This window comes from Streptomyces sp. NPDC020742, from assembly GCF_040641675.1.
In the GTDB taxonomy this organism is placed as follows: domain Bacteria; phylum Actinomycetota; class Actinomycetes; order Streptomycetales; family Streptomycetaceae; genus Streptomyces.
The window spans coordinates 1-13768 of sequence record NZ_JBFAEA010000019.1; the positions used below are offsets into that span (position 1 = coordinate 1).

The 13768-nt window shown below is 73.1% G+C and carries 13 protein-coding genes; all 13 read right to left on the minus strand.

Features of this window, described 5'->3' with window-relative positions:
* Positions 1–120 precede the first annotated feature (120 nt).
* Entirely contained in the window at positions 121–1176 is a 1056-nt protein-coding gene (hypE, locus tag AB0G84_RS26770; protein ID WP_361326134.1) for a hydrogenase expression/formation protein HypE, read from the minus strand.
* 46 nt (positions 1177–1222) lie between these two features.
* Complete coding sequence (hypD, locus tag AB0G84_RS26775; RefSeq protein ID WP_361325819.1) at positions 1223–2347, minus strand: hydrogenase formation protein HypD; 1125 nt, start codon at positions 2345–2347, stop codon at positions 1223–1225.
* Positions 2344–2682, minus strand: coding sequence for a HypC/HybG/HupF family hydrogenase formation chaperone (locus AB0G84_RS26780; protein WP_361325822.1), 339 nt, complete (start codon positions 2680–2682; stop codon positions 2344–2346). Before AB0G84_RS26780 ends, hypD begins: the two co-directional genes overlap by 4 nt.
* A gap of 51 nt (positions 2683–2733) precedes the next feature.
* A complete protein-coding gene (gene hypF / locus AB0G84_RS26785; RefSeq protein WP_361325825.1) occupies positions 2734–5190 on the minus strand; it encodes a carbamoyltransferase HypF in 2457 nt (818 codons plus the stop codon).
* Positions 5187–6113, minus strand: a complete 927-nt coding sequence (gene hypB / locus AB0G84_RS26790; RefSeq protein WP_361325828.1) for a hydrogenase nickel incorporation protein HypB — start codon at positions 6111–6113, stop codon at positions 5187–5189. The genes hypF and hypB overlap by 4 nt, the downstream gene beginning before the upstream one ends.
* Before the next feature lie 3 nt (positions 6114–6116).
* A complete protein-coding gene (locus tag AB0G84_RS26795; protein ID WP_361325830.1) occupies positions 6117–6497 on the minus strand; it encodes a hydrogenase maturation nickel metallochaperone HypA in 381 nt (126 codons plus the stop codon).
* 226 nt (positions 6498–6723) lie between these two features.
* The gene (locus AB0G84_RS26800; RefSeq protein WP_361325833.1) at positions 6724–7404 is read right to left on the minus strand and encodes a hydrogenase maturation protease; all 681 of its coding nucleotides are present in this window, start codon (positions 7402–7404) and stop codon (positions 6724–6726) included.
* Positions 7401–8834 carry a hypothetical protein gene (locus tag AB0G84_RS26805; protein ID WP_361325835.1) on the minus strand — a complete coding sequence of 478 codons (1434 nt, stop codon included), beginning with the start codon at positions 8832–8834 and terminating at the stop codon, positions 7401–7403. Before AB0G84_RS26805 ends, AB0G84_RS26800 begins: the two co-directional genes overlap by 4 nt.
* Entirely contained in the window at positions 8831–9541 is a 711-nt protein-coding gene (locus tag AB0G84_RS26810) for a DUF6084 family protein (RefSeq protein ID WP_361325838.1), read from the minus strand. Before AB0G84_RS26810 ends, AB0G84_RS26805 begins: the two co-directional genes overlap by 4 nt.
* Complete coding sequence (locus tag AB0G84_RS26815; RefSeq protein WP_361325841.1) at positions 9538–10206, minus strand: DUF5947 family protein; 669 nt, start codon at positions 10204–10206, stop codon at positions 9538–9540. The genes AB0G84_RS26810 and AB0G84_RS26815 overlap by 4 nt, the downstream gene beginning before the upstream one ends.
* Positions 10203–10775: a hypothetical protein gene (locus AB0G84_RS26820; protein WP_361325843.1), complete on the minus strand. Its 573-nt coding sequence runs from the start codon at positions 10773–10775 to the stop codon at positions 10203–10205. Before AB0G84_RS26820 ends, AB0G84_RS26815 begins: the two co-directional genes overlap by 4 nt.
* Entirely contained in the window at positions 10772–12556 is a 1785-nt protein-coding gene (locus tag AB0G84_RS26825; protein WP_361325846.1) for a nickel-dependent hydrogenase large subunit, read from the minus strand. The genes AB0G84_RS26820 and AB0G84_RS26825 overlap by 4 nt, the downstream gene beginning before the upstream one ends.
* 117 nt (positions 12557–12673) lie before the next feature.
* On the minus strand, positions 12674–13762 hold the full coding sequence (locus tag AB0G84_RS26830) for a hydrogenase expression protein HypE (protein WP_361325849.1): 1089 nt from the start codon (positions 13760–13762) through the stop codon (positions 12674–12676).
* Between the last annotated feature and the right edge of the window lie 6 nt (positions 13763–13768).

A 13768-nucleotide genomic window follows, 5' to 3' on the forward strand; every position in this document is an offset into this window, starting at 1 on the left:
ACTGTCCTGTTGGTTGGGGGGGGGGGGGGGGGTGGGGGGGGGGGGGGGGGGGGCCCCCGGGGGGGGGGGGGGGGGGCGGGCCCCCCCCCCCCCCCCCCGCGCCCCTGTCCGTACGGTGGTTCAGCAGATGCGGGGCAGCTGCTCCCCCAGCGGCAGGTCGACCACGCGGGTGCCACCCAGCGGGGTGCGGGCGACGACCATGCCGGGGTGGGTCTCCACCGCCTCGCCGATCACGGTGGCGCCGGCGCCGAGGGGGTGGGCGCGCATCGCGGCGAGCACGGCGTCGGCGTGCTCGCGCGGGACGAAGGCGACCAGCTTGCCCTCGTTGGCGACGTACATCGGGTCCAGGCCCAGGACGGCGCAGGCGTTGGCGACGGCCGACGGCACGGGGATGCTGCGCTCCTGGATGACGATGCCGGTGCAGGAGGCGGTGGCGATCTCGCACAGCGCAGCGGCCAGGCCGCCGCGGGTGGGGTCGCGCAGCACATGCAGATCGGGCGTGACCGCGAGCATGGTCTCGACCAGGCCCCCGAGGGCCGCGCAGTCGCTCTCGATCTCGACGCCGAACTCCAGGCCCTCCCGGACGCTCATGATCGCCACGCCGTGGACGCCGATGTCGCCGCTGACGATGATCACGTCGCCGGGCACCACCCGCTGCGGGCGGAGGTCGACACCGGCCGGGATCAACCCGATGCCGGCGGTGTTGATGTAGACGCCGTCGCCGTGGCCCGCCTCGACCACCTTGGTGTCGCCGGTGGCCACCTCGACGCCGGCGGCCCGGGCGGCGGCCCCCATCGCGTCCGCGACCCCGGCGACCACCGGCATCTCCACGCCCTCCTCCAGGATGAAGCCGCAGGAGAGGTAGGCGGCCCGGGCGCCGCTCATGGCCAGGTCGTTGACGGTGCCGTTGACGGCGAGGTCGCCGATGCTGCCGCCGGGGAAGAACAGCGGCCGGACGACGAAGGAGTCCGTGGAGAACGCCAGCCGGGTACCGCCCAGCGACACCGCGGCGGAGTCGCCGAGCTGGGCGAGGACCTCGCCGCCGAAGGCCGGGACGAAGATCTGCTGGACGAGCTCGGCGGAGAGCGCCCCGCCCCCGCCGTGCCCCATGACCACCCGCGGCTGGTCGCGCAGCGGGGCCGGGCAGGTCCAGCCGGAGATGTCGACGGTGGGCAGGCCGCGGTCGGCCGGGGTCGGGCCGTTGAGTGCGGTGTGCGAGGTGTCAGGCAACGGGGCTCGCCTCCAGCGGGGTGGGCGGGGTGCCGAGTCGGCGGTACAGGTAGTAGGCGGCGCAGGCCCCCTCGCTGGAGACCATGGTGGCCCCGAGGGGCGTGCGCGGGGTGCAGGCGGTGCCGAACGCGGCGCACTCGTGCGGCTTGATGAGCCCTTGCAGGACCTCGCCGCTGCGGCAGGCGGCCGGTTCGCGGGTGGTGATGCCCTCGACGGAGAAGCGGTGCTCGGCGTCGTAGTCGCGGTAGCGCTCCGAGAGCCGCCAGCCGCTGGCGGGGATGGTGCCGATGCCGCGCCAGGAGCGGTCGGTGACCTCGAAGACGTCGTCCAGCATGGCCCGGGCGGCCGGGTTGCCCTCGGCGCGGACCGCCCGCGGATAGGCGTTGTCCACGGTGTGTTCACCGCGCTCCAGCTGGCGGACGGTGCGGCGGACGCCCTCCAGGATGTCCAGCGGCTCGAATCCGGTGACCACGATCGGGACCTCGAAGCGGTCGGCGAGGGCCGGGTACTCGCCCAGGCCCATCACGCTACAGACGTGGCCGGCGGCGAGGAACGCCTGGACCCGGCAGCTGGGCGACGTCATGATCGCCTCGATGGCGGGCGGCACCCGGACGTGCGAGACCAGCAGACTGAAGTTGCGGATGCCCAGCTTGCGGGCCTGATAGACCGTCATGGCATTGGGCGGGGCGGTGGTTTCGAAGCCGATGCCGAAGAACACCACCTGGCGGTCGGGGTTCTGCTGGGCGACCTTGAGGGCGTCCAGCGGGGAGTAGACGACGCGGACGTCGCCGCCCTCGCTGCGCACCCGGAACAGGTCGCGGTCGCTGCCGGGGACCCGGAGCATGTCCCCGAAGGAGCAGAAGATCACGCCCGGCCGGGCGGCGATCTCCAGGGCCTTGTCGATGACCTCCAGCGGTGTGACACAGACCGGGCAACCCGGGCCGTGGATCAACTCGACCTGATCCGGCAGGAGTTGGTCGATACCGTGCCGGATGATGGTGTGCGTCTGGCCGCCGCAGACCTCCATCAGGGCCCAAGGCCGGGTCACCGTGGCGTGGATGTCGTCCAGCAGCCGGCGAGCCAGCTCGGGGTTCTGGAACTCGTCGATGTACTTCACTGCCGCGCCTCCTGCGCCGTCGTGCTCACCGTGGCCGCGGGGCCGCTGCCCGTCCCGGCGACCGCGCCCTGGGCCGCGGCCGCCTCCCAGGGGTCGCCGAACTCCTCCTGGAGCAGGCCGAGTTCCTCAAAGAGGGCGAGGGTCTGCCGGGCCGACTCCTCGTCCAGCCGCTGCAGCGCGAAGCCGACGTGGACGATGGCGTACTCGCCGACCTGCAGATCCGGGACGTACTCCAGGCACACCTCCTTGACCACCCCGCCGAAGTCGACGGTGGCCATCTTGGTGCCGTCCCGCTCCTCGATGTCCAAAACCTTGCCGGGTACCGCCAGGCACATGGGCCTCTCCTCGTCATGGATGCGTTACGGCCGCCTCGGCCGCGTGGCCGGTCAGGGCAGCCCCACCCCGCCGTACAGGGGTGTGGTGCGCGCCGCCACGACGATCTGGCCGAGCGCCAGTCCCCCGTCGTTGGGCGGGACGCGGCGGTGGCGCAGGACGGTGAAGCCGTCGCGCCGCAGTAGCGCGGCGGTGGCCTCGGCCAGCAGGGAGTTGGCGAAGACCCCACCGGTCAGGGCGACCGTCTCCAGGCCGGTGCGCTCCCGGGCCTGGCCGCAGCAGCGCCGTACGAGCCCGGCCACCGCGGTGTGGAAGCGGGCCGCGATCAGCGCCGGGTCGGTGCCCGCGCGGACGTCCGCGACCACGGCGGCCAGCAGCGGGGCCGGATCGGCGACGGTGTCGGCCGCCGCCGGGCCCCGCGGCCCGGGAGGCGCGGCGCGCAGGTCGAAGGGGTATCCGCCGTCGTCCTCGTCGGCGGTCAGGGCCGCGGCCTCCAGTTCGACGGCGGCCTGGGCCTCGTACCCGGCGCGGTGGCAGATCCCGGCGAGCGAGGAGACGGCGTCGAAGAGACGGCCCATGCTGGAGGTGGGCACGCAGTTGAGGTCGCGCTCCAACTGCCGTGCCAGCAGCCGGCGTTCTTCGGGCGGGCAGGCCGCCACCGGCGGCAGGTCCTCGGCCCAGTCCAGGCCGGCGGCGCGCAGATGGGACAGCGCCATGCGGTAGGGGCGCCGGACGGTGGTGTCGCCGCCGGGCAGCGGGACGTAGGCGAGCTGCCCGAAGCGGCGGTAGCCGTCGTAGTCGGCGAGCAGCACCTCACCACCCCATACGGCGTGGTCATCGCCGTAGCCGGTGCCGTCGAAGGCGACGCCGATGACCGGGCGGCTGCCGTCGAGGCCGTGTTCGGCCATGGCGGCGGCGATGTGCGCGTGGTGGTGCTGGACGCGCACCAGCGGGCGGCCTGCGGTGTGCCGCTGGGCCCACTGGCCGGAGCGGTAGCCGGGGTGCCGGTCGGCCGCGAGCAGCTGGGGGCGGACCCCGGTGACCGTCTCCAGGTGCGCCTCGGCCTCCTCGAAGGCGAGCTGGGTGGCGAAGTCGTCCATGTCGCCGATGTGCGCGGACAGCCAGGCGCGCCGCCCCTCGGCCAGGCACAGCACGTTCTTGAGGTCGCCGCCGGCCGCCAGCGCGGGCCGCACCGGCACCGGGAGCGGGACGGGGAACGGCGCATGGCCGCGGGAACGCCGGACGAACAGCGGTTCCCCGTCGCTGATCCGGACGACGGAGTCGTCGCAGGGGATCCGGATCGCCCGGTCGTGGATGAGCCAGGCGTCGGCGAGCCGCGCCAGCCGGCGCAGGGCCTCCTCGTCGTCGGTGACGATCGGTTCGCCCGCGAGGTTGCCGCTGGTCATCACCAGCAGCCGGGGACCGGGCGGGTCGCCGGGCAGCCCGAGCAGCAGATGGTGCAGCGGGGTGTACGGGAGCATCACGCCGAGGTCGGGGCTGCCGGGCGCCACGGCCCCGGACAGCACCGGCGCGTCGGAACCCGGCGGGGGGCCGGGGATCCGGCGCAGCAGGACGATCGGGCGCTGGGGGCCGGTGAGCAGTGCCCGTTCCCCGGCCGTGACCCGCACCAGGTGCTCGATGTCCGCGATATGACGGGCCATCAGGGCGAACGGTTTGTCGCCACGGGCCTTGCGGCGGCGCAGCAGGGTGACGGCGGCGTCGGCAGCGGCGTCACAGACCAGGTGGTAGCCGCCGAGCCCCTTGACCGCGACGATCGCCCCGTCGGCGAGCAGCCGGCGGGTGCCGGCGATCGGGTCGGTGTCCTCGGCGGGCCGCTGCGGACCGGTGCGGTCCGCGGGGTCGGCGAGCAGGAGCCGCAGGCGGGGGCCGCAGTCGTGGCAGGCGATCGGCTGGGCGTGGAAGCGCCGATCGGCGGGGTCCGCGTACTCCGCCGCGCAGCGCCGGCACATCGGGAAGCGGTCCATGGTGGTCAGCGCGCGGTCGTACGGGACGCCGTTGACGATGGTGAACCGCGGCCCGCAGTGCGTACAGGTCAGGAAGGGGTGCCGGTACCGGCGGTCGGCCGGGTCGGTCAGCTCGGCGAGGCAGGCGTCGCAGGTGGCGGCGTCCGGGGAGACCAGGGTGCGGGACGGGCCGTGGCTGCGGGAGGGCCGGATGTGGAATCCGGCGTCGCCGACCGGGGCGATGTCCTCGCCATCGACGGCCTCGACCACGGCCAGCGGCGGCGCCTCGCGACCGATCCGTTCGCCGAAGCGGGCCAGCGCCTCGGGCGCGCCCTCGACCTCGGTGACCACACCCTCACCGGTGTTGGTGACATGGCCCACGAGGCCCAGTCCGGTGGCGAGGGTGTGCACGAACGGACGGAAGCCCACGCCCTGGACGACGCCGCGCACGGTGATCCGGCGGCGTGCGGCGGCCGGCGCGGGGGCGGCAGCCGGCGCGGGGGCGGCAGCGTTGGCGGGGGTGGCGTCGACCTGCCCGGTGGTCATGAGCGGCTCGGTGCCACGGAACCGGGGCCGGCCCGGTGGGAGTGATCGCCCGCGCCGTGCGGGGCGTGCGCATGGTCATGACCGTGTTCGTGGCCGTGGCTGTGGTCGTGGCTGTGGTCGTGCGGGTGGTCGTGGCGGTGCGCAGGTCCGTGCTCGTGGGCATGCCCCGGACCGTGACCGTGGGAGTGGGACTCGTCGTGCGGGCGGGGGTCCTCGGCGTCGTGGACGTGGTGGGACTTGCGCGTCATGACGGGGATGTGGACCGGTGCGCCGTCACGCGCCGCGAGCGCCCGGTCCAGCAGTACCCCGGTGCCCTCCTCGGCACGCACCGAGGTGAGCACGACCTCCACGCCGGGGTTGACCCGCTGGACGTTGGCGCGGAACTCGGCCTCGTCGAAGGAGACCGCATCGGCGATGTCCGTCTTGGTGACCACGACGAGATGAGCCAGCCCAAAGGCCGTCGGGTACTTGAGCGGCTTGTCCTCGCCCTCGGTCACCGAGGCCAGCACCACCCGCAGGGTCTCCCCCAGGTCGTAGGAGGCCGGGCAGACGAGGTTTCCGACGTTCTCGATGAACAGCAGCCGGGTGTCGGCGGGCAGCCAGCCGTGCAGGTGCCCGCCCAGCATCTCGGCCTCCAGGTGGCACAGCCCGTCGGTGAGGATCTGTTTGACGGGGACTCCGGAGCGGGCCAGGCGCACCGCGTCGTTCTCGGTGGCCAGGTCGGCGGTGAGTGCGGCGACCGGGACGCCACGGCTGCGGGCGAGGGCCAGTTCGCCCTCCAGCAGGGCGGTCTTCCCGCTGCCGGGGCTGGAGAGCAGATTGACCACCGCGGTGCCCCGGGCGGCGAGGTCCTCGCGCAGGGTGTGGGCACAGGCGTCGTTCTTGGCGAGGACCGCCTGTTGCAGGTCGACGACTCGGCACATGGTTCAGCGCTCCTGACGCATCGGGGGATGTGCCGGGGTGTCGTTCCAGCACACGCTGACGATCTGCAGTTCACGGCCGGACAGCAGCTCGGCCGTCGCGCCGCCGCAGCCCGGGCAGCTGAGCCGGGGCGGCATTCCGGTGGGCCAGGCGCGGGCGCAGGGGCCACAGCGGGCGCGGGCCGGGACCGGGTCCAGTTCGAGGTCGGCGCCTTCCAGCGCCGTCCCCGCACAGGCGAGTTCGAAGGAGAAGGCCAGCGCGTCCGGGACCACTCCGGCCAGTTCGCCGACCTGCAGCCGGACGCTGCGGACCGCGGTGGCCCCGGGAGGCCGTGCCGCGCCCTCGACCTGGTCCACGACCGCAAGCGCGATGGACATCTCGTGCATCGGTTTCTCTCTGGTGCGGGGACGACCGGGTGCCGCTCGGCTTCATTAGACGGCGCCGCCACGGGGCGGACCGGATGCCTCGCCGGGGCGGCACGGTGGCGTACGCCGTTCGGTGCAGCGCGCTCCGCTCACATGGACCGCATGCGCAGATACCGCCTGACGTCGGGCAGTACGGACTTCAGGATGAGGGCGAAGGCGGCGGCGGCCGCGCCGCTCAGAACGAACTTCAGCATGGTGTGGTGTTCCTCTCCGTGGTGTGGGGACCTGCGGCGACGGGGGCCGGCTCCTCGCCGGCCGGTTCCGCCGGTTCGGGGTCGGGGGACGCCGCGGGGCGGTCTCCGGCCGCCGCTTCCGGTGCGTCCGCGGCGTCGTCCGCCGGTGCGTCGGTGGCCTCGGCCCCGGTCGCGCCGACGAGTTGCCGGATCAGCCGCACCGCCTCGTCGGCGGCGGCGTCGACCGGCCGGCTCAGGCCGATGCCCTCGGCGACCTCGGCGGGTTCGCAGCCGACGACCAAGACGCGCCGGGGGCGCCGGCCGCCGGTGCCCGCGCTGAGCGTGTCCAGCAGCGCGAGCACGGCATCGGGGGTCATGTGGTGGCCGTCGAGCGCCGTGCTGCGGGGGCGGGCGGTGGCCGGGTCGGTGGCGTCGAGCAGATGGAGGGTGCCGGGTTCGGCGCCGCGCGCGGTGGTGTCCACCAGCAGCACGGTGTGGTAGCCGTCCAGCATCTGGTAGGCGAGGTGGATGCCCCGGATGCCGGCGTCGACCACCTCGACGCCCTCGGGCAGGGGGTGTGCACCGAGCCGGCGGACGGCCTCGACGCCGAAGCCGTCGTCGCCGAGGAAGATGTTGCCGACGCCGGCGATCAGGGTCTTCGCGGGCGGCCCGGCAACGGGTGCGTCGGCGTTCACGCGTCCTCCACAGGGGCGATCTCATCGGGTTGGAAGTAGAGGAACCGGCCCTGCTCCCGCCGGATGTCGGCGCCCGGGTCGCCCTCCACGGTCACCGCGAGGTGCACCCCGCCGTCGACGTCGTGCAGCACCGCCTCGACCTGTGCGGCCCGACCGTGGAGGAAGAGGTCCTGGGCATCGGTGCGGCGCCGGCCGGGCTTGAGCAACACCCGGCTGCCGGCGCCGACCTGCTGACCGTCGACGGTGATCCGGTCGCGGACGGGGTCCACGCTGCGGTCGCTCTCCGGGTCCCACCAGGGGGTGTCCGGGCGGACGCCGGGCACCTCGGGGGCGGCGAACGGGTCCTCGGGCGCGGCCGGGCCGGGGTCGGGGCCGGTGACCTCGCGCAGCGCCCGCACGGCGCCGTGCAGCCGCTCCAGGACCTCGGGCGGCATGGTGTCGGCGAGTTCGATGACGTCGGCGGCGCGCGGATCGGTGCCCCGGGCCTCGCGCTTCTCCTGGTCGGTCAGGGCCGCGGTGCGCAGGGCGAGGATCTCGTCGATCTCCAGCGCGTCGTAGAGCGCGCCGGGGCTCTCGGGGGCGATGGCCGGGTAGTCCTCCAGGATGATCGGGGAGGACAGCAGCACATCGGCGCGGCCCGGCGCGCCGGCCAGCACCGGCCAGGTGTGCTCGTTGCGGCAGGCCGCGACGGCCGCCGCGGCCCACTCCGGCGGATCGGTCATGGACAGGAAAGCGCCGGCGCTCAGCGCCATCAGCAGGTGCGCGCCGACCAGCGAGCGCGGCAGCGCCGCGGCCCGGTCGGCATCGGCGTCGCCCGGTGTCCAGTCGCTGGTGTTCTCGACGGTGGCGGTCAGCCGCAGCGCCGCGTAGGGGCCGTCGAGTTCCTGCGCGCGCAGCCGTACCCGGCCCTCGACCGCGGCGCGGGTGCGGACCAGTCGGCCGAACCGCCGGCCGTCGGCGTCGTGCACCGGCTCGGTCTCCTCGTGCGCCGGCCGGCGGAAAGGGACGGTGAGGCCCTCGCCGGTGAGCGTGGCGACGTCGGCCTCCAGGGTGACCCGCTCCTCGGTGGCCTCGTCCCAGGGGACCAGCACCCGGTCGGGCAGCTCCAGTTCGTCGACGGTGTGGAACTCACCATCGGTGCCCAGGCGTTGGACAATGCGGCGCTGGGCGTGCAGGAACCGCACCTCCGCCGAGAGCCGGGCGCCGCGCCGGGGCTCCATCAGGCACTCGGTGCGCTGGGCGGAGTGCTCGGCGCCGGCGGCGCCCCAGTGCGGCGGTACGAGCACGCCGAACTGCCAGCGCAGCCGGTTCTTGGCCGCGGAGGCCCGGTAGGGGTAGAGCACATAGCCCTCGAAGAGCACCGCGTCCGCCACCTGGCGGGCGGTGGCGAAGCGGTCCGCCGGTTCGGTGGGCGGGGCGCTGGTCGTCACGGCGCGGTCCTCTCGGTGGCGGGACGGGCGGTGGCGCCGGCCAGCAGCCGGGCGCTGGGCGTGGACGGGGGCGCGGGGCCGTCGGCGCCGGCCAGCAGCGCCTCGATCGCCGCCTGCCAGGAGGGCAGGGCGTGCCGGGAGCGGTAGGCGAGCAGCGCGTCGAGGGTTTCGCGGGGCAGCCGGAGCCAGCCGCAGCCGGGGAAGTGGGTGTCGGTCATCTCCTGCCAGACCGTCACCGGCATCCGTACCGACGCCTCCTTGTGCCAGGGCACCGGTTGGACCTGGAAGCCGCCGGCGCCGGCGAAGACCGTGCCGGAGAAGAGCAGCAGCAGCGGGATCTCGCCGTCCTTCAGCGCGTGGAAGTAGCGACCGGCCGCGACGTCCAGGTCGTAGCTGCAGGGGACGGGGAGGTCCACCTCGGTCTCACCAGTGAAGCCCGGGACGACCAGGGAGGTCTGGGCGAACTGGAGGGGGTGCAGGGTGCTGCCCCAGCGGGACCGCTCGCCGAAGAGGTCGGCGAGCGCCTCGGCCTCGTCGGCGCGGTAGCCGCGCCGGGCCGGTTCGATGCGGAGCTGGCAGCGCAGGGCGAGCGCATGCACCCGGGTGGTGGGGTCGGCGGCGGCGATGCGGAGCCGGAAGAGGAGGGTGGGGGCGGCGGCGTAGCGGTCGGCGCGTACGCCGGGACACTCGAAGGACAGGTCGGTCACGGCCGGTCGTCCTCCTTGGGGGCGCGGGCTCGGTGGGCGACGGTAGTGAAGAAGTCGCCGAGGGCGGCCCGGGCCTCGGCGCCACCGTCGAAGCCGCGCCACAACAGCCGCATCCGGCCCACGAGTTCGTAGCAGGCGTCGACCGGCACCAGGTAGACGTCGATGCGGCCTTCACCGCGGCGCAGCAGCAGCGCCTCGACGTCGGGCCGGAGCAGGGCGGGCAGCCGGCTGCCGGCGAGCACGGTCTGCCAGGTCGACGGGTCGAGTTCGCTCTCGGTGGCGCCGGCCGGGCTGGGGTAGAGCGCGACGAGGCGGTCCAGGTCGGAGTGGTGCAGGAAGAAGGCGACGCCGACCGGGATCTGTAGCAGGTCCCAGGCGGTCTCGTCGAGCGTGTGGTCGGGGTCGACGAGGTAGCGGTCGGGGACGCTGTGGAACTGGCCGGTACCGGCGCCGGGGCGCTCGAAGAGCAGCGCACAGGGGGTGCAGGCGCAGGCCAGGGCGCGGTTCCTGGTGTCGACGAGGTGGCGGTGGTTGTGCTCGGCGAGTACCACCCCGCACAGTTCGCAGCGTTCGGGCGCGGGGGGTGCGGGCGCACGGAACCGGCGCAGCCCGCGGTGGGCGGCGCGCGGTCCCAGGCGCGTGGGCGCCGTCTGTGGGCCGGTCACGAGGCGGTGGCCGCGGTCGGCGGTCGGCGGGAGATCTGCAGCAACGCCGGCTCGGACGGGGCGTCGGCCTGCTCCCACTGCACCGAGGTGACCTCGGGTGCGAAGCAGCCCACCGCTGCCTCGACGGCCTGCTGGGCGGCCTGGTTGGTGCTCGGGCAGCCGCAGCCGCCACCGGTGCCGGCCGGCCGCAGCCGCAGCGTTCCGCTGTCGGCGTCGAACGCGGCCAGATCGGCGGGGTGTTGCCGGCGGACGCTGTCCAGGGCGCGGTCGATACGGGCCGCGGCGGGCTCGGGGTGCAGATCGTGCAGCACCAGCAGGCTGGTCACCAGCTCGTCGCCGAGCAGCGCGGCCCGCAGGTCGGCGTCGTCGCGGGTGCGCTGCAGGAGCTGCGCGATCCGGGCCAGCCCGGCGCCGTAATAGTCCATCAGAACCCGGACGAGTTCCTCGGCGGCGGCGCTGACCTCGGGGTCCTCGCGCCGGGCGAGCCGGTCGAGGACGTCCTCGACGCGGCGGCCGGCCTCCTCGGCGTGCGGGACGGCCGCCGGCTGCGGCGCGGTGGGGGCGCTCATCCGGCGAGTCCGCTCAGGCCGGTGGGCACGTGCATCTTCTCCACGGACCTGCCGTTGCCTACGTACATGTGGACACCGCAGGGCAGGCACGGGTCGAAGCTGCGCACCGCGCGCATGATGTCGATGCCCTTGAAGTTGTCCGGGGTGTTCTCCTCGAAGATGGGGGTGTTCTGGACGGCGTCCTCGTACGGGCCGGGGGTGCCGTAGGTGTCGCGGGTGCTGGCGTTCCACGGGGTCGGCGGGTACGGGTGGTAGTTGGCGATCTTGCCGTCCCGGATGACCATGTGGTGGGAGAGGACGCCCCGCACCGCCTCGGTGAAGCCGCAGCCGATGGACTCGTCGGGGACCTCGAACTTCTCCCAGGTCTGGGTCCGTCCGGCCCGGACCTCTTCCAGGCCCTGCTCGGCGAAGTGCAGCGCCATGGCGGCCGCGTACGCCTGGAAGTAGGTGCGGGCGCGGTTGCGCTCCAGGGCGTTGCTCCACTTCGGGATCTTCCACTCGAAGCGGACCTCCGGCTTGGTCATGGTGCGCGGCAGGTCGATGGTGACGCTCTGGCCGGTGGCCTTGACGTACGGGGTGTCGACCAGGCCGGACAGCGCGGTGGACCACAGCCGGGCGAGCGGGCCGCCGCCGGTGTCCAGCGGCAGGTGCTCGTTGCCGTCGAACCAGCGCGGGGACATCACCCAGCTGTACTTGTCGGCGAAGTCCCGCTTCTGCGGGGCGGGGATGGTGTGCTGGTTCCAGGGGTGCCGGGCGTCGATGGGGTTGCCGAGGGGGTCGTGGGTGACGAACTTCTCCTGGCCCTCCCAGTCCTGGTAGTAGGAGCTGCCCAGCAGGATCCGGATGCCGAGGTTGATCTCGGTGAGGTCGTTGGTGACCAGCTTGCCGTCCACGATGACGCCGGGGGTGACGAACATCTTCCGTCCCCAGTCCGTCATGTTCCGGTAGGTGAAGTCGCAGTGCTCGGGGTCGTTGAAGGCACCCCAGCAGCCCAGCAGGACGCGGCGGCGGCCGACCTCCTCGTAGCCGGGGAGCGCCTCGTAGAAGAAGTCGAACAGGTCGTCGTGGAGCGGTACGACGCGCTTCATGAACTCCACGTAGCGCATCAGCCGGCTCATGTAGTCGGTGAACAGCTGGACGCTGGCGACCGTGCCGACACCGCCCGGGTAGAGCGTGGAGGGGTGCACATGGCGGCCCTCCATCAGGCAGAACATCTCCCGGGTGTAGCGGCTGACCTGGAGGGCCTCGCGGTAGAACTCGCCCTCCAGGGGGTTGAGGGAGGTCATGATCTCGCCGATGGTGCGGTAGCCGTGCTCGGCGGCGTGCGGGGCCTCGGTGCGCTGGGCGAGTTCCCAGACGCCGGGGTTGGTCTCGCGGACCATCTTCTCGCAGTAGTCGACCCCGACCAGGTTCTCCTGGAAGATGTTGTGGTCGAACATGAACTCCGCGGACTCGCCGAGGTTGATGATCCACTCGCCCAGGTGCGGGGGCTTGACCCCGTAGGCCATGTTCTGGGTGTAGACCGAGCAGGTGGCGTGGTTGTCACCGCAGATGCCGCAGATCCGGCTGGTGATGAAGTGGGCGTCGCGCGGGTCCTTGCCCCGCATGAAGACGCTGTAGCCGCGGAAGACCGACGAGGTGCTGTAGCACTCCGCCACCCGCTTCTGCTTGAAATCGATCTTGGTGTGGATACCGAGGCTGCCCACGATCCGGGTGATCGGATCCCAGGACATCTCCGTCAGACCGCTGCCGTCTCCGGCCGCCTTCGTCGTGGGTGCCATCGTGTGCCGTTGCCCTTCTGTTGCTCTGTTGCGCGCGGGAGGGGGAGGGAATCGGAACGGAGAGTCCGTACGGAGAGTCCGTGGTGTGTCGTACGTCGGGCGGCTACGCGGTGCGCGTCACCACGGTTTCCGGTAGCCGGTGGTCAGTTGGTCGCCGCGATGGCGCCACTTGGGCTCGTTGTCGACGGTCTTGGCCGTGATGCCGCGCAGCCGACGGACCACGCTGCCGTAGGCGGCGCTGGCGGTGCTGGAGACCCTGCCGCCGGGCGGCTCGTCCATGAACGGCATGAACTTGTCGGGGAACCCCGGCATGGTGCAGGCGATGCAGATGCCGCCGACGTTCGGGCAGCCGCCGATGCCGTCCATCCAGCCCCGCTTGGGGACATTGCATTTGACCACGGGGCCCCAGCATCCGAGCTTCACCGAGCACTTGGGCGAGTCGTAGGTGGTGGCGAACTGCCCCTGCTCGTAGTACCCGGCCCGGTCGCAGCCCTCGTGGACAGTGCTGCCGAAGAGCCAGGACGGCCGCAGCTGGTCGTCCAGCGGGATCATCGGTGCGGCGCCGGTGGCCTGGTAGAGCAGGTAGGTGAGGGTCTCGGCGAAGTTGTCCGGCTTGATGGGGCAGCCGGGGACGCAGACGATCGGGATGCCGGCCTTGGAGGTCCAGTCCCAGCCCAGGTAGTCGGGCACGCCCATGGCTCCGGTGGGGTTGCCGGCCATGGCGTGGATGCCGCCGTAGGTGGCGCAGGTACCGATGGCGACGACGGCGAGCGCCTTGGGGGCCAGGCGGTCGATCCACTCACTGGTGGTGATCGGCTGGCCGGTCTCCGGGTCGTCGCCGAACCCGCACCAGTACCCCTCCGGCTTGATGGTCTCGTTGGGGATGGAGCCCTCGATGACCAGCACGAAGGGGTCGATCTCGCCGCGTTCGCCCTTGAAGAACCACTCGATGAAGGTGTCCGCACCCTGTACCGGCCCGCACTCGAAATCGATCAGCGGCCAGTGCACGGCGATCTTCGGCAGCCCCGGCAGCGCACTGAGGGCGATCTCCTCGATGCTCGGCTGGGTCGCCGCGGTGAGCGCCACCGAGTCACCGTCACAGCTCAGACCGGCATTGATCCAGAGGATGTGGATCGGGGACTCGTCCTCGGCTGACGGCTTTCCGTTCGCTGCGACCTTGGTGGCCGTGCGTGATGCTGCGGACATGGGCTG

Bases quoted from the DNA above. Each gene is read 5' to 3' on its own strand.
- AB0G84_RS26795 (WP_361325830.1), bottom strand. From the start codon at position 6,497: ATGCACGAGATGTCCATCGCGCTTGCGGTCGTGGACCAGGTCGAGGGC.
- AB0G84_RS26825 (WP_361325846.1), bottom strand. From the start codon at position 12,556: ATGGCACCCACGACGAAGGCGGCCGGAGACGGCAGCGGTCTGACGGAG.
- hypB (WP_361325828.1), bottom strand. From the start codon at position 6,113: ATGTGCCGAGTCGTCGACCTGCAACAGGCGGTCCTCGCCAAGAACGAC.
- AB0G84_RS26830 (WP_361325849.1), bottom strand. From the start codon at position 13,762: ATGTCCGCAGCATCACGCACGGCCACCAAGGTCGCAGCGAACGGAAAG.
- AB0G84_RS26820 (WP_361325843.1), bottom strand. From the start codon at position 10,775: ATGAGCGCCCCCACCGCGCCGCAGCCGGCGGCCGTCCCGCACGCCGAG.
- AB0G84_RS26780 (WP_361325822.1), bottom strand. From the start codon at position 2,682: ATGTGCCTGGCGGTACCCGGCAAGGTTTTGGACATCGAGGAGCGGGAC.
- hypF (WP_361325825.1), bottom strand. From the start codon at position 5,190: ATGACCACCGGGCAGGTCGACGCCACCCCCGCCAACGCTGCCGCCCCC.